The sequence below is a fragment of the Nocardioides sp. Root1257 genome, from assembly GCF_001425175.1.
GTDB lineage: Bacteria > Actinomycetota > Actinomycetes > Propionibacteriales > Nocardioidaceae > Nocardioides.
In genome coordinates, this window is the sequence record NZ_LMDV01000001.1 from 650,982 (window position 1) to 674,484 (window position 23,503).

Consider the following 23,503-nt stretch of genomic DNA (forward strand, 5'->3'; position numbering starts at 1 on the left):
GGAGGTGCGAGCGAAGCGAGCCTCGAAACCACCGGGTCAGCGGCTGGAACCCTGTTGCGACACCCAGCTCGCGTGCAGCCCCGCGTAGACCGAGCCCTCCTGCTGGACGAGCACGGCGTGCGGGCCGCGCTGGACGATCCGGCCGTGGTCGACGACCACCACCTCGTCGGCGCTCTCGGCCGTCGAGAGCCGGTGCGCGATGGTGACGCTGGTGCGTCCGCTCATCAGCCGCTCGAGGGCGCGGCCGATCCGCATCTCGAGGGCCGGGTCGACGGAGCTGGTGGCCTCGTCGAGCACCAGCAGGTCGGGGTCGGCGAGCTGCGCACGCAGCAGCGCGACGAGCTGACGCTCGCCGGCCGAGAGCGACTCGCCGCGCTGGCCGACCTGCGTGTCGAGCCCGGCCGGCAGCCCCGCCAGCCAGTCGCCGAGCCCGAGCTCGTCCGCGCTCGCCCGGATCTCGTCGGGCGTGGCGTCGAGGCGCCCGTACTGCACGTTGCTGGTCAGGGTGTCGTCGAAGAGGAAGCCCTCCTGCGGCACCAGCACGACGCTGCGCCGCAGCGACTCCTGCGCGATGTCGCGCACGTCGATGCCGTCGAGCAGCACCGCGCCGCTCGACGGGTCCATCAGCCGGGTCAGCAGCTTCGCGATCGTCGACTTGCCGGAGCCGGTCTCGCCGACCACGGCCACGCGGGTGCCGGCCGGGATGTCCAGGTCGATCTCGCGCAGCACCGGAGGGCCACCCGGGTAGGCGAACCCGACCTCGCGCAGGGACACGTCGATCGGGCCGCGCGGGAGCACCTGCCCGTCCTCCCCCGGGTCGACCAGGTCGGCCGGGGTCTCGAGGATCCCGATGACCCGGCGCCAGCTCACGAGGGCGTTCTGGGCGTCGGTGAAGATCTGGGTGCCCATCTGCACGGGGCCGACGAACAGGGTGACCAGGAACGCGAACGCGAGCACCTTGCCGGCCGTGAGGTCCTGCCCGAACCCACCGCCGTGCAGGCCGATCTGGATGCCGAAGACCAGTACGGCGGCGTTGGCCAGGCCGGCCGAGATGCCACCGAGCGAGAACGAGACGACCGTGAACTGCTGGGCGCGGGTGCTGGCCGCCTTGTACTCCTCGATCGCCTCGTCGATCCGCTCCTGGGTGCGGTCCTCGATCGCGTAGGACTTCACGACCGCTGCCCCGACGACCGGCTCGGAGATCGCGGAGAGCATCACGCCCACCTGGCGGCGCACGACGCCGTAGGCCGCGGAGAGCTTGCGCTGGAAGTAGCGGATCGAGAGGAAGAGCGGCGCGAAGCACAGCCACACGATCACGGCGAGCTGCCAGCTGTAGATCAGCATGACGACGGTGGCGATGACCACCTGCCCGACGCTCACGATCAGCAGCAGGCCGCCGAAGACGAGGAACTGGCTGACCTGGTCGACGTCGCTGGTGACCCGGGAGACGAGGGCGCCGCGGCGCTCGGTGTTCTGGGTCAGGACCGGCAGGTCGTGCACGTGCCGGAAGGCCTTGACGCGCAGCGTGGCGAGACCGCGCTCGGAGGTCGTGAAGAGCCTCGCCGTCATCAGGTACGACGCGCCGCTCGCGAGGATGATCGCGGCCGCCGCGACCAGCGCCATCACCACCGTGAACGAGACGTCGGGGCCGCCGGCGCCGTTGATGCCGCGGTCGAGGGTCTGCTGCACGGCGATCGGCACCACGACCTGCCCGCTCGCGGCCACGAAGGCCAGCGCGATCGTCCAGCCGAGTCCATCGACCAGCTCGGGCGAGACCGCCACCCCGCGACGGATCGTGTCCATCGCACCGATGTCCTCGCCGGTGTCCATCCCCGTGGTGCCGGCCGTGTCGGTGGTGGTGGTGGTGGTGCTCATGCTCGCTCCTCCACCAGCTCGGCATCGGTCTCGTACGCGTTGACGAGGCGGGCGTACGCCGGGCTGCGTTCCAACAGCTCGGCGTGCGTACCCCGGTCGGCGATCCGGCCCTCGTCGAGGTGGACCACCTCGTCGGCGAGCCCGATGGTGGCCTTGCGGTAGGCGACGACGACGAGGCTCGTGCCGTGGTCGCCGTCGCCGGGGCTGCGCAACGCCTCGAGGATGCGCGCCTCGACCTCCGGGTCGACCGCGGACGTGGCGTCGTCGAGGACCAGGAGGCGCGGCCGGCGGACCAGGGCCCGGGCCAGCGAGATCCGCTGCCGCTGCCCGCCGGAGAGCGACGTGCCGCGCTCGCCGAGGCGGCTGTCCAGCCCCTCGGGAAGAGCCGCGACGAACCCGTCGGCCTGGGCGGCCCGCAGCGCCGCCCACACCTCGTCGTCGGTCACCGGGGCACCGAGCGCCACGTTGCCGCGGACGGTGTCATCGAAGAGGAACGCCGACTGCGGCACCAGCGCCACCACCTCGGCCAGCTCGCCGCGGGCGAAGTCGCGCAGGTCGGTGCCGTCGAGGACCAGGCGACCCTCGTCGGGATCCACGAGGCGCGACATCAGCGTCGTCAGGGTGCTCTTGCCCGAGGCCGTGGCGCCGACCAGCGCCACCGTGCGGCCCGGCTCGACGGTGAACGACACGCCCTCGATCAGCGGCTGGTCGGGGTCGTAGCGGTAGCCGAGCCCGTCGACCTCCAGCCGCGCGCCGGCGACCAGGGTCCGGTCGGCGGGGCGGTCGCCGTACGGCATCTCGCCGGTGGCCCGCAGCACGGTGCGCACCCGGTGGTAGCCGACGACGCTGCGCGGGAACTCGCCGAGCAGCCACCCGATCGCGCGGATCGGGAACGAGACGATCGTGAGCAGGTAGGCCACGGTCACGACGTCGCCGGGGGCCGTGGCGCCGTGGAGCACCCGCTCCACGCCGACGACCAGGACGATGAGGACGCCGAGGTTGGGCAGCGCCGCGAGCGTGGGGTCGAACGCCGCACGGATCCGGCCGGCGCGGATGTTGACGTCACGGAGCAGGTGGGCCTTCTCGGCGAACCGAGCGGTCTCCTCGGCCTCGCGGCCGAGGGTCTTGACGACCATCGCGCCGTCGAAGGACTCGTGCGCGACCTCGCTCAGCTCGGCACGCAGCTGCTGCGCCTTGGTCATCAGCGGGGACGCGAGTCGCTGGTAGGCCAGGTTGGCGAGGACCACCGCCGGGAAGACGAGCAGCCCGACCAGGGCCATCACGACGTCCGCGAAGAACATCTGCGCCACCGCGATCACCATCATCGCGAGCACGCCGACCGCCATCGGCAGCGGCGCGATCGGTCCCCACGCGGCCTCGACGTCGGAGTTGGCGTTGGAGAGCAGCTGGCCCGTGGGGTGCCGGTGGTGCCACTCCATCGGCAGGGCGAGGTACTGGCGCGTCACCGCGCGGCGGGTGTGCGCCTGCATGCGGTACTGCATGACGCCGGCGCCCAGCCGGCGGGCCACGATCCCGACCGCACGCAGCAGCGCGACCCCGAGGAAGAGGGCGAAGACCGCGATCATCAGGTCGGCGCCGATCTCACCGTCCTCGAACGCGGGCAGCACGACGTGGTCGGTCGACCAGCCGAGCACCCACGCGTCGGCCACCGTGAGCGCGCCGAAGAGCACGCTGCCGATGGTGGAGAGGGTGAAGATCCAGGGCTCGCGACGGATCGCCACCCCGAGGACGCGGAACCCCTCGATCGAGGTGCCCCGCCTGCTGCGCTGCTCGCTCATGCCCGCCCGTCGTCGTCCTGCCCCGTCGTCCCACCCTGTCGTCCGGCGGGTGCCAGCGGGGAACCCCGCCCTCCGGTCAGGCTATTCCCACCCACCGACACCGGGCGTCCCATATATTTTCGCGCGTGACCGACTCCCTCGCCCGCCGGGAACGTGCCGCCCTCTGCGACCTCGCCGTCGAGGTCGGCCCCGGTTCCCCCACCGAGTGCACCGGCTGGACGGCCCGGGACCTGGTGGTCCACCTGCTGGTGCGCGAGCGCCGCCCGCTCGGCGCCGCCGGCATCGTGATGTCGCCGTTCGCCGGCTTCACGGCCCGGGCGAGCAGGGGCTACGAGAAGCAGGAGTACGACGCGCTCGTCGCCCGCCTCCGCTCACCCGGCGGCTTCTTCGTGCTTGGCCCGGTCGACCGGGCCGCGAACACCTTCGAGTACGTCGTGCACCACGAGGACCTGCGGCGCGCCCAGCCGGACTGGGCACCGCGCGAGCTCGACCCGGCCGACGTCGACGCGCTCTGGGCCCAGCTGACCAAGGGGCTGTCGTTCTTCGGTCGCAAGCTCCCCCGCCCGACCGTCGTACGACGCGCCGACACCGGCGACACGGCGGTCGCCAAGAAGGGCACCGACCCGGTCACGATCACGGGCGACGTGGTCGAGCTGATCCTCTTCCTCTTCGGCCGGGACGCGACCTCGGGCCTGGTCTTCGAGGGTCCGGACGAGGCGGTCGCCGCGGTCCGATCGGCGGACCTCGGCGCCTGACCCGTCGTACCGTCAGGTCATGAGACTCGCTCTCGTGGCCGCGCTGGCCGCCTCGCTGGCGGTGCTGGGCGCCTGCTCGGGGTCGGACGACCCGGACGAGCCCGCCGCCGGGCCGACCGCCCCGCGGGTCGCGACGACCGAGCTCGACGCGGGCCCGGTGGGCGTCGCCGACGTGGACGGCGAGCCCTGGACAGTGCTGGTCGACGAGGGCACGGTCCGCGCGGTTGACGACGACCGCATCGCGGTGGGCGACGCCCCGCTGCGGCTCGTCGGGACGCCCACCGGCGTGTGGGTCACGGTCATCCGCGACGGCACGGTGGTGCGGATCAATCCGTCCAGCGGGACGGTCGACCAGACCGTCCGGCTGCGCCCGGCCGGCAGCGAGCCGGAGGGCATCGCGTGGGACGGCGAGACCTTGTGGGTGGTCGACCAGGCGCACGACCGGGTGGTGCCGCTGACGCTCGACGGCAAGCAGCTGAAGGCGCTCGCCGTCGACAGCGAGCCGCGCCTGGTCACGGCCGGTACCAGCGGGGTGTGGGTGACGAGCTTCGGCGGCAGCGCGCTGAGCCTGGTCAGCGACGGCCGCGCCCGCACGGTCCCGCTGACGGGCTGCGTCGGGCCCCAGGGCGTGGCCGAGGCCGGTGGCCGGGTGTGGGTCGCCTGCACGCTCAGCGGCAAGGCGGTGGCCCTCGACGTACGCACACTGGAGCAGGTCGCGGAGGTCGACGACGTCCCCGACGCCGACGCGGTGGTCGCCACCGACGACACGGTGTACGTCGTCGGGCAGTCCGGGCCGACCGTCTACGTCATCGACGCGGCGACCGGCACGCTGACCGACACGGTCACCCTGGACGACGCCCATGCCACCAGCGAGAACGTCGGCGCGGCGATCGTGGGCGACGAGCTGGTCGTCACCCACCCCGACGTGCGCAGGATCTACACGCTCCCGCTGCCCTGACAGGCGTACGCTGCCGACACCGACCCATCGCTGGAGGCAACCATGATCGTCTTGATCGTCATCGGGATCTTCGTCGCCGTCATGGTCGTCTACGCGTTCTGGCCGCGCGCGGACGGGCTCGGCGGCCGGGTCAACCGGGCCTCGACCATCGCGCACGGCCGCGCCGGGAACTACGACGGGTCCGGCGGCAGCGGCGGGGATGCCGGCGCCGGAGGCGGCGGAGGGCTCTGAGCCGTCAGCGCACCGGGTGACCGGAGGCCGCGAGCGACTGCTTGACGTCGGCGATCCGCAGGGTCCCGAAGTGGAAGACCGTCGCGGCGAGCACGGCGTCGGCGCCGGCCTCCACGGCCGGGGCGAAGTGCTCGGTCGTGCCCGCACCGCCGGACGCGATCACCGGGATCGTGACCTCGCGGCGTACGGCGCGGATCAGCTCCAGGTCGAAGCCGTCCTGGGTGCCGTCTGCGTCCATCGCGTTCAGCAGGATCTCGCCCGCTCCCAGCTCGGCGGCGCGCACGGCCCACTCGATCGCGTCGAGCCCCGCGGACTTCCGCCCGCCGTGCGTGGTGACCTCGAAGCCCGAGGCGGTCCCGGACGCCCGCCTGGCGTCGACGGAGAGCACCAGCACCTGGTTGCCGAACCGGTCGGCGATCTCGGCGACCAGCTCCGGCCGGTGGATCGCAGCGGTGTTGACCGCGACCTTGTCGGCGCCGGCGCGGAGCAGCCGGTCCACGTCCTCCACGCTGCTCACTCCCCCGCCGACGGTCAGCGGGATGAAGACCTGCTCGGCGGTCGCGGAGACGATCTCCATCGTCGTGGCGCGACCCTCGTGGGAGGCCGAGATGTCGAGGAAGGTCAGCTCGTCGGCGCCCTCCGCGTCGTACACCTTCGCGAGCTCCACGGGGTCGCCGGCGTCGCGGAGCTCCTGGAAGTTGATGCCCTTCACGACCCGGCCGCCGTCGACGTCCAGGCACGGGATCACGCGTACGGCGAGGGTCATCGGGTTCCCCGGGTGAGTGCGAGCGCGTCCTCGAGGGTGAACTTCCCCTCGTAGAGCGCGGTGCCGGCGATCGCGCCCTCGACACCCTCGGGGACCAGGTCCATCAGCGCCCGGATGTCGTCGAGGGTGGTGACGCCGCCCGAGGCGACGACCGGTGCGGAGGTCACGGCGCAGACGTCGCGGAGCAGCTGGAGGTTGGGGCCGGCGAGCATGCCGTCCTTGTTGACGTCGGTGACGACGTAGCGAGCGCAGCCCTCGGCGTCGAGCCGGGTCAGGGTCTCGTAGAGGTCGCCGCCGTCCTTGGTCCAGCCGCGGGCGGCCAGCGTCCGACCGCGTACGTCGAGGCCGATCGCGATCCGGTCGCCGTGCTCGGCGATCACCTTCGCGCACCACTCCGGCTGCTCGAGGGCGGCGGTGCCGATGTTGACCCGGCGGCAGCCCGTGGCCAGCGCCGCCTCGAGGGACTCGTCGTCGCGGATGCCGCCGCTCATCTCGACCTGGATGTCGAGGGCGCCGACGATCTCGGCCTGGAGCTCGCGGTTGGTGCCGCGGCCGAACGCCGCGTCGAGGTCGACCAGGTGCAGCCACTCGGCCCCGGCGTCCTGCCAGCGCATCGCGGCGGCCACCGGGTCGCCGTACACGCGCTCGGAGCCGGCGACGCCCTGGGCGAGCTGGACCGCCCGGCCCTCGGTGATGTCGACGGCGGGCAGGAGCTCGAGGTGGTCAGACATGTCTTCTTCTCTACTCGGACGGGGTCAGCTGGTCATCAGGATGATGAGGATGGGCGCGATCAGCACGCTCAGCGCGAGGGCGAGGAAGCGGGCCGCCCAGTCACCGGAGGCGATCCAGACCAGCACGTTGAGCGCCAGCACCGAGACCACGAGCATCCGGGTGCGGGTGCGGTGGCGCGCCGCGATCACGCCGCTCGGCCGGGTACGCCGCTTCGGGACCCAGCGACTGAGCGTGGCGACCCGGGCGTCGCGGCGCGCCCGGCGCTCCTGCTCGGCGGCCCGTGCCGTCGCCTCGATCGCCGCCAGCCGCTCGCGCTCGGCCCGGCGCTGCGCGCGCTCCTTGCTCATGCCGGCCTCACGACAGCGACCGCACCCAGTTGCGCAGCAGCGCGGCGCCCGCGTCGCCGGACTTCTCGGGGTGGAACTGGGTCGCGGAGAGCGGGCCGTTCTCGACGGCCGCCACGAACCGGTCGCCGCCGTGCGTCGACCAGGTCACGAGGGGCGCCCGGGTCCGGTCGTTGGTCTCGAGAGTCCAGTCGCGCACGGCGTACGAGTGCACGAAGTAGAAGCGCTCGTCCTGGATGCCGTCGAAGAGCGACGTGCCGGCCGGGACGTCGACGGTGTTCCAGCCCATGTGCGGCACGACGGGCGCCTGGATCCGCTCGACGACGCCCGGCCACTCGTCGCAGCCCTCGGTCTCGACGCCGTGCTCGACCCCGCGCTCGAAGAGCACCTGCATGCCGACGCAGATGCCGAGCACCGGCCGCCCGCCCGCCAGCCGGCGGCCGATGATCCGCTCGCCCTTGATGGCGCGCAGGCCGGCCATGCAGGCGGCGTACGCGCCGACGCCGGGGACCAGCAGCCCGTCGGCGTTCAGCGCCGTCTCGAAGTCACCGGTGAGGGTCACGTCGGCGCCGGCCCGCTCGACCGCGCGCACGGCGGAGCGGAGGTTGCCCGACCCGTAGTCGAGAACCACGACGTTCGGTTGGGTCACAGAGCGCCCTTGGTGCTGGGGATGCCCGTCTCGCGCGGGTCGAGCGCGACGGCGTCGCGGAAGGCCCGCGCGAACGCCTTGAACTGGGTCTCCACGATGTGGTGCGGCTCGCGGCCGGCGAGCACGCGCACGTGCAGGGCGAAGTGGCCGTGGAAGGCGATCGACTCGAAGACGTGCTGCGTGAGGGAGCCGAGGTAGGCGGGCGTCGAGCCGCCCAGCTGGACGTACTGCTGCCCCTCGGGCTCGCCGGTGTGGACGCAGTACGGGCGTCCGGAGACGTCGACGACAGCCTGCACGAGCGCCTCGTCGAGCGGCACGGTCGCGTCGCCGAAGCGGCGGATGCCCAGCTTGTCGCCGAGCGCCTGGCGCAGCGCCTGGCCGAGGGCGATCGCGGTGTCCTCGGTCGTGTGGTGGGCGTCGATCCAGTGGTCGCCCTCGGACTGCACGGTGAGGTCGACCAGGCTGTGCCGCGCGAACGCGGTCAGCATGTGGTCGTAGAAGCCGATGCCGGTCGAGATGTCGTGGCGACCGGTGCCGTCGAGGTCGACCTCGACGAGCACCTTGGACTCGCTGGTCTGCCGCTCGACGCGTGCGGTACGGCTCATCGCTGTTCCTCTTCCATGACCTCGGTCAGTGCCTGCTTGAACGCCATCATCTCGTCTGCGGTGCCGATCGACACCCGCAGCCACCCGTCCGGGCCGGTCTCGCGGATCAGCACGCCCCGGTCGAGCAGCCCCTGCCAGACAGCATGACGGTCGGCGAAGGTCCCGAACAACGCGAAATTGGCGTCGGAGTCGGCGACCTGTAGCCCCTGTGCCCGCAGCCAGTCGACCGTGGCGTCGCGCTCGGCGCGCAGCTCGTCGACCTTGCCGAGCAGCTCGGGCGCGTGCCGCAGCGCCGCGAGCGCGGCCGCCTGGGTGACCGCCGAGAGGTGGTAGGGCAGCCGGACGACCCGGATGGCGTCGCAGATCGCCGGGTCCGCAGCGAGGTAGCCGAGGCGCAGCCCGGCGGCGGCGAACGCCTTGCTCATGGTCCGGCTCACCACCAGGTTGCGGTGCTCGGGCAGCAGCTCGACCGCGCTCGGCACGCCGGTGCGCCGGAACTCGCCGTACGCCTCGTCGACGACGACGATCCCGTCCTGGGCGGCCTCGCAGAGCATGGCGACGGCCTCCGGGGGCAGGGCCGTGCCGGTCGGGTTGTTGGGGCTCGGCAGCAGCACCACGCTCGGCTGCCGCTCCTTGACCAGGTCGCGGGCCCGGTCGAGGTCGAGGGAGAAGTCGCTCTCACGGTGCCCGACGACCCACTCGGTGACGGTGTCGCGGGCGTACTCGGGATACATCGAGTACGTCGGCGCGAAGCTCAGCGCGACCCGGCCCGGACCCCCGAAGGCCTGCAGCAGCTGGAGCATCACCTCGTTGGAGCCGTTGGCCGCCCACACCTGCTCGGCAGTGACGCCGTGCGGCGTGTCGGTCGAGAGGTACGCCGCCAGCGCCGTGCGCAGCTCGACGAACTCGCGGTCGGGGTAGCGGTTGAGCGTCGTCGCGGCGCCGGCGACGGCGGTCGCGATGTCGGCGGCGCAGGCGAGCGACGGGCCGTAGGGGTTCTCGTTGACGTTGAGCTGGACGGGCACGTCCAGCTGCGGGGCGCCGTACGGCTCGATCCCCCGCAGCTCCTCGCGGAGCGGCGGCCAGGTCATGACTGGAACCGCACGGAGACCGCGGCGCCGTGACCCGGCAGGTCCTCGGCGTTCGCGAGCGTCACGACGTGGTCGGCGACCTCGGCCAGCGCGTCGCGGCTGTAGTCGACGACGTGCACCGACTTGGTGAACGCGCGCACCGAGAGCCCGCTGCTGTGGCAGGCGCAGCCGGCCGTGGGCAGCACGTGGTTGGAGCCCGCGCAGTAGTCGCCGAGGCTCACCGGGGCGTACTGCCCGACGAAGATCGCGCCGGCGTTGCGCACCCGGGCGGCGTACGCCGAGGCGTCGGCCGTGTGGATCTCGAGGTGCTCCGCGGCGTAGGCGTTGACGACGTCGAGGCCCTGCTCCAGGTCGTCGACGAGCACGATGCCGGACTGGTTGCCGGCGAGGCTGGTGCGGATCCGGTCGACGTGCTTGGTGGCGGAGACCTGCTTGTCGAGCTCGGCCTCGACGTCGGCCGCGAGACGCTCGGACGGGGTGACCAGCACGGCCGCGGCGAGCGGGTCGTGCTCGGCCTGGCTGACCAGGTCGGCGGCGACGTACGCCGCGTCGGCGGTGTCGTCGGCGAGGATCGCGATCTCGGTCGGGCCGGCCTCGGAGTCGATGCCCACCTGGCCCTTGAGGAGCCGCTTGGCGGTGACCGTGTAGATGTTGCCCGGTCCGGTGACCAGGTCGACCTTGGCGCACGGCCCCACGCCGTACGCGAGCATGGCGATCGCCTGGGCGCCGCCGACGGCGTACACCTCCTCGACGCCGAGCAGCGCGCACGCTGCCAGGATCGTCGGGTGCACGGCACCGCCGAACTCCTTCTGCGGCGGGCTCGAGAGCGCGATCGACCGCACGCCGGCGGTCTGCGCGGGCACGACGTTCATCAGCACGCTCGACACGAGCGGCGCCAGCCCGCCGGGCACGTAGAGGCCGACCCGGTCGACCGGCACCTTGCGGTGGGTCACCCGGGCCCCCGGCCCGAGGTCGGTGACGGCGTCGGTCTCCAGCTCGTTGGCGCAGGTCGCGCGCAGGCGGCGGATGGACTCCTCCAGGCCGGCGCGGATCGCGGGGTCGAGCTCCGCCAGGGCGGTCTCGAGCGCGGCCGGCGCGACCCGGATGTCCTCGACGGTGACCCCGTCGAACCGCTCGCCGTACTCACGGATGGCGTCCAGCCCGCGGGTCCGGACCGCCTCGCAGATCGCATGCACCGCCGGCACCGCCGCCTCGACGTCGAAGTCGGCACGGGGCACGGCTGCCCGGTAGTCGACCGTGGTGCGGTCGGCTCCTCGCAGGTCGATGCGCTGGATCATGGGGCGATTCTACGAGCGCGCGCCTGTTGCGGCGGATCGCCGACAGGGGCTGGACGGCGGGCCGTGGTGGTTTCGAGACTCAGGACCGACACGGTGGTTGAGGTGCGAGCGCCAGCGAGCCTCGAAACCACCGTCGCGAGGACCGACTACGTTGGAGGCGTGGACGACACGCTCCCGATGTTCCCGCTGAACGCGGTGCTCTTCCCCGGCCTGAGCGTGCCGCTGAAGGTCTTCGAGGACCGCTACCGGGCGCTGGTGCACCACCTGCTGCGGGTCGAGGACCCGGTCGAGCGCGCGTTCGGCTCCGTGGGCATCCGGGAGGGCTACGAGGTCGGCGACCACGGCGCGCAGTCGCTGTACCGGGTCGGCTGCCGGATGCAGCTCACCGAGATCGAGAGCCACCCCGACGGCACCTTCGACGTGGTCGCCGTCGGCATGGAGCGGATCGAGCTCCAGCGCCTCGACACCACGGGGACCTTCCCCGTCGGTCACGTCATCGACCGGCCCGACGTCTCCGCCCCGGTGCCCGAGGAGGTGCTGGAGCGCGCTCGGGCCGCCTTCACCGCCTACCGGGTGGCGCTTGCCGACCTCCGCAGCGACCCGTACGACGGCGCGCTCCCCCGCGACCCGACGTACCTCTCCTGGACGCTGGCCGCCGTCGCGCCGCTGCCGATGTCGGAGCGCCAGTCGCTGCTCGAGGCCGAGGACGCGACCGAGCGGCTCGTCCTGCTCACCGACCTGCTGCGCTCCGAGCTGCGCGCCATGAACGTCATCCCGTCGCTGCCGGCCACCGAGGTGGCCCGCACGCGCTGGTCGCCGAACTGAGGGCGTCATGGCGAAGAAGAAGTCGGCGGGTGGCACGCCCGCGACCGTCGCCCTGACCGCTGCGGGGATCGCCTTCACCCTGCACGAGTACCACCACGACCCGCGGGCGGAGTCCTACGGTCTCGAGGCGGCGGAGGCCCTGGGCGTCGACCCGGCGCGGGTCTTCAAGACGCTGATGGCGAGCGTCGATGGTGCGTTGACCGTCGGCATCGTGCCGGTCTCCGGCCAGCTCGACCTCAAGGCGCTGGCCCGCGCCGTCGGCGGCAGCAAGGCCGCGATGGGCGACCTGGCTGCGGCCGAGCGGGCCACCGGGTACGTCGCCGGTGGGATCTCCCCGGTCGGCCAGCGGCGTCGGCACCCGACGGTGCTCGACGAGACCGCCTCGGCGTACGGCACGGTCTACGTCTCCGCGGGTCGCCGCGGGCTCGACCTCGAGATCGCGCCGGCCGACCTGGTCGAGGTCACCGGCGCGATCGTCGCCGCGATCGGACGCTAGTCGGTCGTGACCTTGAGGACGGCGTGGGCCACGTCGTCCTCGACCCAGGCGCTCATCCCGAGCGCACCGAGCGGGTCCAGGTTGTCGCCGACCTCGTCGTCCAGGACGCCGGAGTCCGCCAGCCAGCCGCCGATGGCGTCGAAGTTCACGTAGACGACCGCCGCGGCGTCGTCGGCGTGCTCGACGACCTTCGTGAACCGGTCGCTGTCCCCCAGCCCGCCGTCCTCGAGCAGGACCTTGCGGTAGTCGGCGTCCGGACCCACCGCCACGACCCCGTCGCCGGAGTCGCTGTCGAGCACCCCACCGTCGGCCCCGGCCGCAGCGGTGCTCAGCTTGTCGAGGACCCCCTCGATGTCGTCGGCGTTGCCCAGCACCTTGACGCCGACCCCGGTGGCCCCGGTGTCGTCGACCCCGGCGCTCGAGAACAGCGAATCCGGGTCGAAGTCGGCGTCGACCGCGAGCGTCAGCGACTCACCCACCAGCGTCTCGGCGTCCTGTGGCAGGTCCAGGCCGAGCTGCTCGCCCGCCTCGGCCAGGAGGTCGTCGGCCGACTCCCCCGAGGCCTGGGAGACCTGGTCGACGATGTCGGTCAGCCAGCCCTCCTGGAAGCTCAGCCCGATGGCCGCGGCGGTGTCGTCGGGCAGCGTCGAGATCGCGTCCCCGCCGTGGTCGCCCGCGGTGACAGCCTTGCCGGTGGCCGCCGGGTCGGCGGCGACCTCGAGCTCGAGGCCGCCGTCGTCGAAGCGGACGGTGGCCGCCGCTCCCTTGAAGTCCTTCAGCGCGTCCGTCATCTCCTGCGGGCCGGCCGCGCCGCCGCCGAGGTCGTCGACCCCGTCGAGCGGGAGACCGGACAGGCCCTGCAGCCCGTCTGCCAGGGCCTTGCCGGCCGCGGGCGCGGCGTACATCGAGATGATCCCGTCGTCGCCGGCCGCGTCGGTCCACTGCTGGAAGTCGTCGTCGTCGGCCAGCGGGGAGTCGGCCGCATCGGCGGCGATCGCGTCGACCGTCTTCTGGTCCTCGCCGACCAGGGCCCAGCCGTCGGAGATCGCCCAGGCGCCGTCGTCCGTGCTGCCGCTGCCGCACTCGCGGAGCTTCTTCAGCCCTGCGTCGGCGGCGTCCTCGTCGGAGACCTGGACCACGAAGACCGGGGCCGGCGTGTCACCGCCCGCGTCGACGGCGGCCACCGCGAACCGGTCACCCAGCCAGGGCTCGATGTCGTCGCCGTAGTCGAGGCCGGCGCAGTCGGACTCCCCCTGGATCTGGTCGAAGATCCACTCGCGCACGTCGTCGTCGGTGTCGAGCCCGACGTTGTCCTCGAACGCGGGGAACTTCTTCAACGTGCGCAGCGCCTCGATCTTCTGGCCGCCGCTCGGGTCCAGGTCGATGCTGGCGTAGGCGAGGGTCGATGCCGGCAGCGCCTCGGCCGGCTGGGCGCCGGTCGAGAAGAACGACCAGGCCGCCCACGCGGCCCCGCCCACGACGGCGACGCCGACGGTCGTGGCGACCGCGACCACGGCGGTACGCCGTCCGTTGCCGGCGCGCGGGGCAGGCGTCAGCCCGTCGCCGCCCCTGCTGTCGAGGTACTCGACGGGGCCCTGGTGAGGGGGCTCGGAGGGCGGCGGACCGGTGGGGGTGTCGTACGGCACCCGCGCAGCCTATCCAGCAGCGCCGGTCTCGGCAGGCGTCTGCTCGGGTGCGGCTCCACCGGATCGCAGCGGGATGCCGACGAAGACGAGCACGACCCCGATCAGCGCCCCCGACGGCAGGGCGATCCAGGGGCTGCGCCCGGTGACGGCCAGCGCCATCGGGATCTTCGTGCCGTCGGCCGCGGTGGCGGCGACGGCGTCCTGGTCCGCCGGGCCCAGCGCCGTGCCGACGACCAGCATCAGCCAGGCGGCCAGCACCGAGCCGACCACCACGGCGGCGAGCGTCAGCAGGGGCACCCGGACCGCGAGCAGCGCGGTCGCGACACCCGCGACGAGCCCGGCGACGACACCGACGGCGACGTACCACCCGGTGCCGGAGAACTCCTGCTGGAGCCCGATCGCGTCGGCAGCGGTCCAGGTGTGGCTGTAGGCGACACCCATGGTCGGGGTCCAGAGCCACTGCCACACCACACCGGCCAGCACCCCGACGACCGCGAAGCCCGCGACGACGAGGCCGAGCTGCGCGACCAGCCGGCGATCGATCGACGTCGTCATCCGGTCAGGCACCCCGGGCCGAGGAGCTGCTTGAGGTCGGCGAAGAGCGCGGGGCTCGGCGTCACCCGGTGGTGGTCGCCGATCCGCATCACCAGGGTCTTCTCCCGCATCAGCACCTTGAGGTGCACCTCGGTCACGCCCGGGTGGGTCTTCAGGACGTCCTTGAGGTGATCGACGGTGTCGGCGTTGACCCGGGTCTGCGGCAGCTTGATGACGACCGGGCCGGACGGGCCGTCGGAGAGGTCCGGGAGGCTGACCTCCTGGCCCATGATCTCGGGCTGGTCCTTGCTCCTCGAGAGCCGGCCCTTGACCGTGATGATCGCGTCCTCGGAGATCATGTGGCCCGACAGCTGCCAGGCGCTCGGGAAGAGCAGCACCTCGATGGCACCGTCGAGGTCCTCGACGGTGACCATGCCCCAGGCGTCGCCGCGCTTGGTGATCTTGCGCTGCACGCCGGTCACCAGCCCGGTGATCTGGATCGGGCTGCCGTCGGCGCGGTCCTCGTCGAGCATCAGCTGGCCGACGGTGCAGTCCGAGCTGTTGGCGAGCAGGTGCTCGAGGCCGAGCAGCGGGTGGTCGGAGACGTAGAGGCCGAGCATCTCCCGCTCGTGGCCCAGCAGCGTCATCTTGTCCCACTCGTCGAGGTCGGGGATCGCCACCGAGACGCCGAAGCCGCTGTCGTCGTCGATCCCGCCGAAGAGCGAGTCCTGGCCGATCGCCTCGTTGCGCTTGATGTCGACGTACTGGTCGACGGCGGTCTCGTGGATCGCGACCAGCGCGCGGCGGCGGTGCTTCATGTCGTCGAACGCGCCGGCCTTGATCAGCGACTCGATGACCCGCTTGTTGCAGACCTGCGCGGGCACCTTGTCGAGGAAGTCGTTGAAGTCCTCGTAGCGCCCCTTCTCCTCGCGCCCGCTGACGACGCCGTCGACGACGTTGGCGCCGACGTTGCGGATCGCGGTCAGGCCGAAGCGGATGTCGGGGCCGACCGGGGTGAAGTTGTGCGACGACTCGTTGACGTCCGGCGGCAGCACCTGGATCTTCATCCGGCGGCACTCGTTGAGGTAGATCGCGGACTTGTCCTTGTCGTCCTTGACCGACGTCAGCAGCGCCGCCATGTACTCGGCCGGGTAGTTGGCCTTGAGGTAGGCGGTCCAGTATGAGACCAGGCCGTACGCCGCGGAGTGCGCCTTGTTGAACGCGTAGTCCGAGAACGGCAGCAGGATGTCCCACAGCGTCTTGACCGCGGCCATCGAGTAGCCGCGCTCCTGCATGCCCGCGGAGAAGCCGGCGAACTGCTTGTCCAGCTCCTCCTTCTTCTTCTTGCCCATCGCGCGACGCAGGATGTCGGCCTGGCCCAGGCTGTAGCCCGCGAGCTTCTGGGCGATCGCCATGACCTGCTCCTGGTAGACGATCAGACCGTAGGTCTCACCCAGGATGTCCTCGAGCGGCTCCGCCAGCTCGGGGTGGATCGCCTCGACCGGCTCGCGGCCGGTCTTGCGGCGGGCGTACTTGTTGTGGGAGTCGGCGCCCATCGGGCCGGGCCGGTAGAGCGCACCGACCGCGGAGATGTCCTCGAACTCGTCGGGGCGCATGCTGCGCAGCAGCGCACGCATCGGGCCGCCGTCGAGCTGGAAGACGCCGAGGGTGTCGCCGCGCTGCAGCAGCGCGTAGGTCGCGGGGTCGGTCAGCTCCAGGTCCTCGAGGACGACCGTCTCGCCGCGGTTGGCCTCGATGTTCTTGACCGCGTCGTCGAGGACGGTCAGGTTGCGCAGCCCGAGGAAGTCCATCTTGATCAGGCCGAGGCCCTCACACGTGGGGTAGTCGAACTGCGTGATCATCGCGCCGTCGGCGGGCCGCTTGAGCATCGGGATGATGTCGAGCAGCGGCTCGCTGGACATGATCACGCCGGCGGCGTGCACGCCCCACTGACGCTTGAGGCCCTCGATGCCGATGGCGGTGTCGACGACGCGCTTGACGTCGTTGTCGGCGTCGTAGAGCGACCGGAACTCGCCGCCCTCGCCGAACCGCTTGTGCTCGGGGTTGAAGATCTCCTGGAGCGGGACGTCCTTGCCCATCACCGCGGCGGGCATCGCCTTGGTGATCCGGTCGCCCATCGCGAACGGGTAGCCGAGGATGCGGGAGGAGTCCTTGACGGCCTGCTTGGCCTTGATCGTGCCGTAGGTGACGATCATCGAGACCCGGTCGTCGCCGTACTTCTCGGTGACGTAGCGGATCACCTCGCCGCGACGACGCTCGTCGAAGTCGATGTCGAAGTCGGGCATCGAGACGCGGTCGGGGTTGAGGAACCGCTCGAAGATCAGTCCGTGCTGGAGCGGGTCCAGGTCGGTGATGCGCATCGCGTAGGCGACCATCGAGCCGGCACCGGAGCCGCGGCCCGGACCGACCCGGATGCCGTTGTCCTTGGCCCAGTTGATGAAGTCGGCGACGACCAGGAAGTAGCCCGGGAAGCCCATCGAGGTGATGACGCCGACCTCGAACTCGGCCTGCTTGCGCACGTCGTCGGGGATGCCGCCCGGGTAGCGGAACTGCAGCCCCTTCTCGACCTCCTTGACCAGCCAGGAGTCCTCGTTCTCCCCCGGCGGGCAAGGGAAGCGCGGCATGAAGGTGCCGTTGCCCTCGGTGAACGAGACGTCGCACCGCTCGGCGATCAGCAGGGTGTTGTCGCAGGCCTCGCGCAGGTCGTACTTGTCGGCCCACAGCGCCCGCATCTCCTGCGCGGACTTGATGTAGTAGCCGTCGCCGTTGAACGCGAACCGCTGGCCCGGGCCGTCGCCGGCCGGGATGTCCATCGTCGAGCCGGAGTTGATGCAGAGCAGGTGCTCCTGGCTCTTCGCGTCCTCCCGGTTGACGTAGTGGGAGTCGTTGGTCGCGAGCAGCGGGATCTGCAGGTCCTTGGCGAGGCGCAGCAGCCCGTCGCGGACCCGGGTCTCGATGTCGAGACCGTGGTCCATCAGCTCGAGGAAGTAGTTGTCCTTGCCGAGGATGTCCTGGAAGTCGGCCGCGGTCTGGCGGGCCGCCTCGTAGGCGCCGTGACGCAGGTGGACCTGGACCTCGCCCGACGGGCAGCCGGTCGTGCCGATGATCCCCTTGCCGTGCTGCGACAGCAGCTCGCGGTCCATGCGCGGGTGCTTGAAGAAGCCGTCGCGCCAGGCGCCGGTCGAGAGCCGGAAGAGGTTGTGCATGCCCTCGGTGGACTCCGAGAGCAGCGTCATGTGGGTGTAGGCACCACGGTTGGAGACGTCGTCGGGCCCGCCACCGTAGAAGTTGACGCCCTTGCGCTCGAAGCGCGAGATGTTGGGCGCGAAGTAGGCCTCGATGCCGATGATCGGCTTAACCCCGGCGCCCTTCGCCTTCTTGTAGAACTCGTAGGCGCCGAACACGTTGCCGTGGTCGGTCATGGCGATGGCAGGCATCCCCAGCTCCGCGGTGCGCTCGGCCAGCGCACCGAGCCGAGCGGCTCCGTCGAGCATGGAGTACTCGGTGTGGACGTGGAGGTGGACGAACGAGTCCTGGGAGCCTGAAGCCATCGGCGCGGGCCACTCCTCGGTGCATCGGCGGTTGCGGGCATACGTCACCAGAGCCACGAAGGGGGTCGTGGGCACCGTGGTGGGGGAAGGAGATCACTCTAACGCCCCATCCCCGCCACGTCGGGACCTGCCGAGCATGTCATTGACCACCGACAAACCAGGCAGCGCGTCGTACCTGACGTACGTGTCGCTGTACTCATCGAGAGACGACGCATACGTCAGGTGCGACGCCTGCGCTAGTCGGAAATGGGAGCGGTGTCCAGGCTCTCGGTGATGATCGTGTGCACGATCCGCTCCAGCCGCTCGACCCCCAGCGCGGGCGCCCGCAGCGCCAGCGCCTCCGCGATCTCGCGTTCCCGTACCGGGTCACGGGTCGTGTCGTGCTTGATGTCCTGGACCGCGGCGGTCAGCGCGACCCTCCGGGCGAGCAGGTCGCCGAGCTGCTCGTCGACCTCGTCGATCAGCCCGCGCAGGAAGGCGAGCGGCCGGGCCCCCGGCCACGCCATCCGTACGTCGGGCGCGCGCTCCTCGTTGGCGGAGCCGTCGGTGCTCTCCAGCTCCACCAGTCCGTGGTGGGCGTAGAACGCCCGGGCGGGCGCGTTCACCTCGAAGACCCACAGGCAGAAGCCGTCGGGCCGCAGCGACTTGGCCAGGTCGAGCAGTGCGGAGCCCACTCCCCGACCGGCGTACGCCGGGTCGACGTACAGGTCGTCGAGCCAAGTGGGCGTCAGGCGGGCGTAGGCGACGACGCGACCGTCAGCCTCGGCGACCCAGACCTCGTCCTCGGCGACCCGGGCGCCCAGCCAGGCACGCACCTCGTGCTCGGCGTGGACGCCGGGCGGCATCGCGGCCGCGGCGCGGGACGCCAGGTGCACCGCCACGACGGCGTCCGCGTCGGCCTCGGTGGCCGGTCGCAGGCTCAGCTCAGTGGGCATCCCGGACCACCTCGAGCGCGTGCGCGAGGTCCTCCGGGTACTCGGACTCGTACTCGACGTAGTCCCCGGTGTCGGGGTGCTCGAAGCCCAGGCGCATCGCGTGCAGCCACTGCCGCTCGAGCCCGACCCGCTTCGCGAGCGACGGGTCGGCGCCGTACGTGAGGTCGCCGACGCAGGGGTGCTTGAGCGCGGCCATGTGCACCCGGATCTGGTGGGTGCGGCCGGTCTCGAGGTGGACCTCGAGCAGGCTCGCGAACCGGTGCGCCTCGAGCGTCTCGTAGTGCGTGACGCTGTGCCGGCCGTCGGCCATCACCGCGAACTTGTAGTCGGCCTTCGGGTGCCGCCCGATCGGGGCGTCGATGGTGCCCTCGAGCGGGTCCGGGTGCCCCTGGACGAGCGCGTGGTAGACCTTGTCGACCGTGCGGTGCCGGAAGGCGTTCTTGAGCACCGAGTAGGCGTGCTCCGACTTGCAGATGACCATCACACCGGACGTGCCCACGTCGAGGCGCTGCACGATCCCCTGGCGCTCGGACGCCCCGCTGGTGGAGATCCGGAAGCCGGCGCCGGCCAGGTGACCGACGACCGTCGGTCCGGACCAGCCGGGCGAGGGGTGCACCGCGACGCCCACCGGCTTGTCGATCACCACGATCGCGTCGTCGTCGTGGATGATCCTGATGCCCTCGACGACCTCGGGCACGACCTCGAGCGGGTCGACCTCGACGGGGATCCGTACGTCGAGCACGGCCCCCGGCAGGACCCGGTCGCTCTTCGCGACGGCGGCTCCGTCGACCTCGACGTTGCCGGCGGCGATCAGGTCGGCGGCCCGCGTGCGCGAGAGTCCGAAGAGGCGGGCCATGGCCGCGTCGACGCGCTCCCCCGCGAGCCCCTCGGGGATCGTCAGCACCCGGTGGTCGGCCTGGTCGCTCATGCGACCTCCCCCGGCGCCTCGTCCTCGGCGGGCTCGTCCTGGCTCGCCGTGCGCGTGCCGTCGAGGCGGACCCCGCGGAAGACCTGGATCAGGATCAGCCCTGCGGCGATGTCGATGCAGATGTCGGCCACGTTGAAGACCGGCCAGTGCGGCAGCATGAAGAAGTCGATGACGTGGCCGCGCAGCGGCCCGGGCTCGCGCACGAGCCGGTCGGTCAGGTTGCCGGCGACGCCGGCCAGGAGGAAGCCGAGCGCGAACGCCCAGCCGAGGCTGCCGATGCGGCGGGCGAGGTAGCAGATCACCACGACCGCGGCGATGGCGAGGCACGTGAAGACCTCGGTGTACGCCGTGCCGGTGCTGAAGGCCGCGCCCGGGTTGCGCACCAGGTGCAGGACCAGGAGGTCGCCGATGATCTTGACGTCGGGACGGTCCGTCAGGCGGTCCACCGCGACGATCTTGGAGACCACGTCGACGGCGTACATGATCGCCGCGACCAGCCCGAAGACCAGCAGGAGGCGGCCACGCGAGCCGCGGGGTCGGACGGGTGGGTCTACCTCGTGGTCGCCGGTCAGCGACGCTCCTCGCGCTGCTTGCATGTCATGCACAGTGTGGCACGCGGGAAGGCCATCAGCCGCATCTTGCCGATGGGGTTGCCGCACGACTCACACACCCCGTAGGTGCCGTCGTCGATGCGGGCGAGGGCACGTTCGATCTGGGCGAGCTTGTCACGCTCGCTGTTGAGGACCGTGAGCTCGTGGTCGCGCTCGAAGCTGCTCGCGCCGACGTCGGCCTGGTCCTGGCCGGCACCGTCGCCGGAGTCCCGCATCAGGCCGTTGAGCTCGCTGTCGAGGCCCTCGACGATCTCGAGGCTGTGCGTGCGCTGCTCGTGCAGCTCGTCCAGCACCTCCTTGAGCTCGGCCTTGGTCCACGCCGACTCGCCCGGCTGGACGACCAGCTTGCTGGCGGTGGCCTTCCTGGCAGTCGCCTTCTTGGCGGGGGCCTTCGTGGCGGGGGCCGGGGCCGGCGCCTTCGTGGCGCGAGCGGGCGCCGGGGTCGTCTTCTTGGCGGGAGCCGCCTTCTTCACTGGGGCCACCTTCTTCACGGGAGCGGTCTTCTTCGCGGGTGCCGCCTTCTTGGCCGGTGCCGCCTTCTTCGCGGGGGCCGCCTTCTTGGCCGGGGCCGCCTTCTTCGCGGGGGCCGCCTTCTTGGCCGGGGCCGCCTTCTTCGCGGGGGCCGCCTTCTTGGCCGGGGCCGCCTTCTTGGCCGGGGCCGCCTTCTTGGCCGGTCCCGCCTTCTTGGCCGGTCCCGCCTTCTTGGCCGGGGCCGCCTTCTTCGCGGGAGCTGCCTTCTTCGCGGGGGCCGCCTTCTTCGCGGGTGCCGCCTTCTTGGCCGGTGCCGCCTTCTTGGCCGGGGCCGCCTTCGTGGCCGGGGCCGCCTTCTTGGCCGGGGCCGCCTTCTTCGCGGGAGCCGCCTTCTTCGCCGGGGCCGCCTTCTTCGCGGGAGCCGCCTTCTTGGCCGGAGCCGAGGTGCCCGAGGCCGATGCCTTCTTGGCCGGCGCCCGCCGCGACATCACGGTGCGTGCTGCTGCCTTCGCCTGTCCGGTGATCGACTTCCTCGTCGAGCGTGCCATGAGCGGGCCTCCTCGGCCGTGCGGGCTCCTGTGGTTCGCCCACAGTGGGTGCAGGGAGGGTAGCCGCTCGGTGGTAACCCCTCCAATCCGCCGCACCGTAAAGCACGACACCGGTCGACCCCCGCAGGGGCCGACCGGTGTCGTCGCGCTCAGCTCACGCGTGGATCAGGCGTCGTCCTCGCCCAGGATCGACCGCAGCCGCTTCGGCGCGGGCGACGACTCGTCGCCGCTCGGGCCCTGGGACTCCGAACCGGTGTTGAGCGACTCCAGCTGCTGGCTGAAGTAGCTCTTCAGCCGGGAGCGGTACTCGCGCTCGAACGAGCGGAGGTTCTCGACCTCGCCGTTGAGCTTGTCGCGCTCCTTCTCGAGGTCGCCGAACATCTGCCGGCGACGCTCGGCGGTCTCCGAGTCGAGCATCTGCGCGCGGGTGCGGGCGTCGGCCTCGAGCCGGTCGGCCTTGGTACGGGACTCCACGTCGAGACGCTCGGACTTGGTCCGGGCCTCGGCGATGATCTTGTCGGCCTCGTTCTTCGCGTCCTCGACCAGCTCGTCGGCGTTGCGCGTCGCGATCTCCAGGAGGCGGGCCGCGGCGTTGGACGCCTCGGGGACCGTCTCGACCCGGATCGTCTCGACCGGGCTGGCCGCAACGGCCGGCGCGGGTGCCGCGACGGGCACCGGGGCCGGCTCGGGCTCGGGGGTCTTCTCGACCACGGGCTCCGGCGCGGCGGGCACCGGGGCGCCCGACTGCGCGGCGGAGAGCTTCGACCTGAGGTCGTCGTTCTCCTTCGTGAGCCGCGCGAGCTCAGCCTCCACCTCGTCGAGGAACTGATCGACCTCACCCATGTCGTAGCCCTCGCGGAGCCGGACGGGAGTAAAGCGCTTGTTGCTCACGTCCTCAGGCGTCAGCGGCATGACCTCACCCATTCATTCTCGTCAGAGTTACTGTCCGTCGAACAATAGCGCCCCTGCTGGCTACCGAGACATCCAGCACTGCGCATCCCCGGGTCAGAGGAGAGTCTGCCTGTTGACCTGGAGCAGTACATAAGCACCAATCATCACGATCAGGAAGCTGAGGTCGAGGGTGACGCTCCCGATCCGGAGCGGCGGGATCACCCGGCGCAGCGCCTTGATCGGCGGATCGGTGATCGAGTAGACGACCTCCAGCAGCACCAGCAGCACGCCCCGCGGTGTCCACGACCGGGCAAAGATCTGCACCCAGTCGACGACGAACCGGATCCACAGCAGCGCGATGAAGAACCACAGGACGATCTCGACGACCACCCCGACTGCGTGCACGTTCCCTCAGCTCTGGTTGAAGAACCCGCCCTCGACGATGCGCTGCTTGTCCTCGGCGGCGACCGAGACGTTCGGCGGTGAGAGCAGGAAGACCTTGTTGGTGATGCGCTCGATGGTGCCACGAGTCGCAAAGACGAGACCCGCGGCGAAGTCCACCAGACGCTTGGCATCAGTGTCGTCCATGTCCGACAGGTTCATGATCACCGGGGTGCCCTCACGGAAGTTCTCGCCGACCGTGCGCGCCTCGTTGTAGGTGCGCGGGTGCAGCGTCGTGATGCGGGAGAGCTCGGCGACCACGGAGGTCGGTCCGGGCGTCGTACGCCGCCGCTCGGACAGGTCCGAGACGGGGGCGGGACGGCTCTCGCGCTTCGCGGGCCGCGCGGAGACCGGCATGGTCTCCTGGGTGTCGTACTCGCCCTCGTAGGCGCCGTACTCGTCGTCGTACCGGCCGGTGTCCTCGAGCAGGCCGAGGTACTCGCCGATCCTGCGCATTCCGCCGCTCATGACTGATGTCCTCCGGTACTCCGCGCCCCTTGCA

24 protein-coding genes are annotated in these 23,503 nt (G+C 71.6%); 5 read left to right on the forward strand and 19 right to left on the reverse strand.

Annotation, left to right across the window (positions count from 1 at the left end; all coding sequences use genetic code 11):
• Positions 1–36 precede the first annotated feature (36 nt).
• Entirely contained in the window at positions 37–1,875 is a 1,839-nt protein-coding gene (locus ASC77_RS03165; protein WP_082574413.1) for an ABC transporter ATP-binding protein, read from the reverse strand.
• The gene (locus ASC77_RS03170) at positions 1,872–3,674 is read right to left on the reverse strand and encodes an ABC transporter ATP-binding protein (RefSeq protein ID WP_056148743.1); all 1,803 of its coding nucleotides are present in this window, start codon (positions 3,672–3,674) and stop codon (positions 1,872–1,874) included. Before ASC77_RS03170 ends, ASC77_RS03165 begins: the two co-directional genes overlap by 4 nt.
• A 125-nt stretch (positions 3,675–3,799) precedes the next feature.
• Between ASC77_RS03170 and ASC77_RS03175 the strand changes: the two genes are divergently transcribed.
• From ASC77_RS03175 to ASC77_RS03185, 3 genes are read left to right on the forward strand one after another with little or no spacing between them, the layout of a single operon-like run.
• Positions 3,800–4,429, forward strand: a complete 630-nt coding sequence (locus ASC77_RS03175; RefSeq protein WP_056148745.1) for a TIGR03085 family metal-binding protein — start codon at positions 3,800–3,802, stop codon at positions 4,427–4,429.
• Between the two features lie 19 nt (positions 4,430–4,448).
• Entirely contained in the window at positions 4,449–5,387 is a 939-nt protein-coding gene (locus ASC77_RS03180) for a hypothetical protein (protein ID WP_156390895.1), read from the forward strand.
• Positions 5,388–5,429: 42 nt separating this feature from the next.
• Positions 5,430–5,618: a hypothetical protein gene (locus ASC77_RS03185; protein ID WP_056148749.1), complete on the forward strand. Its 189-nt coding sequence runs from the start codon at positions 5,430–5,432 to the stop codon at positions 5,616–5,618.
• Between the two features lie 4 nt (positions 5,619–5,622).
• Here ASC77_RS03185 and hisF read toward each other — a convergent pair whose 3' ends face one another.
• Genes hisF through hisD form a run of 7 tightly spaced genes read right to left on the reverse strand, consistent with a single transcriptional unit; the run spans position 5,623 to position 11,103 of the window.
• A complete protein-coding gene (gene hisF, locus ASC77_RS03190; RefSeq protein WP_056148751.1) occupies positions 5,623–6,384 on the reverse strand; it encodes an imidazole glycerol phosphate synthase subunit HisF in 762 nt (253 codons plus the stop codon).
• Entirely contained in the window at positions 6,381–7,115 is a 735-nt protein-coding gene (priA, locus tag ASC77_RS03195) for a bifunctional 1-(5-phosphoribosyl)-5-((5-phosphoribosylamino)methylideneamino)imidazole-4-carboxamide isomerase/phosphoribosylanthranilate isomerase PriA (RefSeq protein ID WP_056148753.1), read from the reverse strand. Before priA ends, hisF begins: the two co-directional genes overlap by 4 nt.
• Before the next feature lie 24 nt (positions 7,116–7,139).
• A complete protein-coding gene (locus ASC77_RS03200; protein WP_056148755.1) occupies positions 7,140–7,463 on the reverse strand; it encodes a hypothetical protein in 324 nt (107 codons plus the stop codon).
• Positions 7,464–7,470: 7 nt separating this feature from the next.
• Entirely contained in the window at positions 7,471–8,109 is a 639-nt protein-coding gene (gene hisH / locus ASC77_RS03205) for an imidazole glycerol phosphate synthase subunit HisH (protein ID WP_056148757.1), read from the reverse strand.
• Positions 8,106–8,714: an imidazoleglycerol-phosphate dehydratase HisB gene (gene hisB / locus ASC77_RS03210; RefSeq protein ID WP_056148760.1), complete on the reverse strand. Its 609-nt coding sequence runs from the start codon at positions 8,712–8,714 to the stop codon at positions 8,106–8,108. The genes hisH and hisB overlap by 4 nt, the downstream gene beginning before the upstream one ends.
• Positions 8,711–9,805 carry a histidinol-phosphate transaminase gene (locus ASC77_RS03215; protein ID WP_056148762.1) on the reverse strand — a complete coding sequence of 365 codons (1,095 nt, stop codon included), beginning with the start codon at positions 9,803–9,805 and terminating at the stop codon, positions 8,711–8,713. Before ASC77_RS03215 ends, hisB begins: the two co-directional genes overlap by 4 nt.
• The gene (gene hisD, locus ASC77_RS03220; protein ID WP_056148763.1) at positions 9,802–11,103 is read right to left on the reverse strand and encodes a histidinol dehydrogenase; all 1,302 of its coding nucleotides are present in this window, start codon (positions 11,101–11,103) and stop codon (positions 9,802–9,804) included. The genes ASC77_RS03215 and hisD overlap by 4 nt, the downstream gene beginning before the upstream one ends.
• Before the next feature lie 159 nt (positions 11,104–11,262).
• Here hisD and ASC77_RS03225 point away from each other — a divergent pair, with 159 nt between their 5' ends.
• Both ASC77_RS03225 and ybaK read left to right on the forward strand, forming a co-directional pair.
• Positions 11,263–11,928 carry an LON peptidase substrate-binding domain-containing protein gene (locus ASC77_RS03225; RefSeq protein ID WP_056148765.1) on the forward strand — a complete coding sequence of 222 codons (666 nt, stop codon included), beginning with the start codon at positions 11,263–11,265 and terminating at the stop codon, positions 11,926–11,928.
• Between the two features lie 7 nt (positions 11,929–11,935).
• Entirely contained in the window at positions 11,936–12,424 is a 489-nt protein-coding gene (gene ybaK / locus ASC77_RS03230) for a Cys-tRNA(Pro) deacylase (RefSeq protein WP_056148766.1), read from the forward strand.
• Here ybaK and ASC77_RS03235 read toward each other — a convergent pair.
• The 10 genes from ASC77_RS03235 to ASC77_RS03285 all read right to left on the reverse strand — a co-directional run bounded on the left by ASC77_RS03235 (position 12,421) and on the right by ASC77_RS03285 (position 23,469).
• A complete protein-coding gene (locus tag ASC77_RS03235; protein WP_056148767.1) occupies positions 12,421–14,070 on the reverse strand; it encodes a DUF3352 domain-containing protein in 1,650 nt (549 codons plus the stop codon). The two genes, ybaK and ASC77_RS03235, sit on opposite strands and share 4 nt — an antisense overlap.
• Before the next feature lie 9 nt (positions 14,071–14,079).
• A complete protein-coding gene (locus ASC77_RS03240) occupies positions 14,080–14,625 on the reverse strand; it encodes a hypothetical protein (RefSeq protein ID WP_056148769.1) in 546 nt (181 codons plus the stop codon).
• A complete protein-coding gene (gene dnaE / locus ASC77_RS03245; RefSeq protein WP_056148770.1) occupies positions 14,622–18,176 on the reverse strand; it encodes a DNA polymerase III subunit alpha in 3,555 nt (1,184 codons plus the stop codon). Before dnaE ends, ASC77_RS03240 begins: the two co-directional genes overlap by 4 nt.
• Before the next feature lie 236 nt (positions 18,177–18,412).
• On the reverse strand, positions 18,413–19,111 hold the full coding sequence (locus ASC77_RS25975; RefSeq protein ID WP_082574414.1) for a GNAT family N-acetyltransferase: 699 nt from the start codon (positions 19,109–19,111) through the stop codon (positions 18,413–18,415).
• Positions 19,101–20,039 carry an RluA family pseudouridine synthase gene (locus ASC77_RS03255; RefSeq protein ID WP_056148772.1) on the reverse strand — a complete coding sequence of 313 codons (939 nt, stop codon included), beginning with the start codon at positions 20,037–20,039 and terminating at the stop codon, positions 19,101–19,103. The genes ASC77_RS25975 and ASC77_RS03255 overlap by 11 nt, the downstream gene beginning before the upstream one ends.
• On the reverse strand, positions 20,036–20,635 hold the full coding sequence (gene lspA, locus ASC77_RS03260) for a signal peptidase II (protein ID WP_056148774.1): 600 nt from the start codon (positions 20,633–20,635) through the stop codon (positions 20,036–20,038). The genes ASC77_RS03255 and lspA overlap by 4 nt, the downstream gene beginning before the upstream one ends.
• Positions 20,608–21,669, reverse strand: coding sequence for a TraR/DksA family transcriptional regulator (locus tag ASC77_RS27105; RefSeq protein WP_235547425.1), 1,062 nt, complete (start codon positions 21,667–21,669; stop codon positions 20,608–20,610). The genes lspA and ASC77_RS27105 overlap by 28 nt, the downstream gene beginning before the upstream one ends.
• Before the next feature lie 165 nt (positions 21,670–21,834).
• Entirely contained in the window at positions 21,835–22,581 is a 747-nt protein-coding gene (locus ASC77_RS03275; protein WP_082574497.1) for a DivIVA domain-containing protein, read from the reverse strand.
• 93 nt (positions 22,582–22,674) lie between these two features.
• Positions 22,675–22,965: a YggT family protein gene (locus ASC77_RS03280; protein ID WP_056148777.1), complete on the reverse strand. Its 291-nt coding sequence runs from the start codon at positions 22,963–22,965 to the stop codon at positions 22,675–22,677.
• Positions 22,966–22,971: 6 nt separating this feature from the next.
• Positions 22,972–23,469, reverse strand: a complete 498-nt coding sequence (locus ASC77_RS03285) for a cell division protein SepF (RefSeq protein WP_056148779.1) — start codon at positions 23,467–23,469, stop codon at positions 22,972–22,974.
• Positions 23,470–23,503 lie beyond the last annotated feature (34 nt).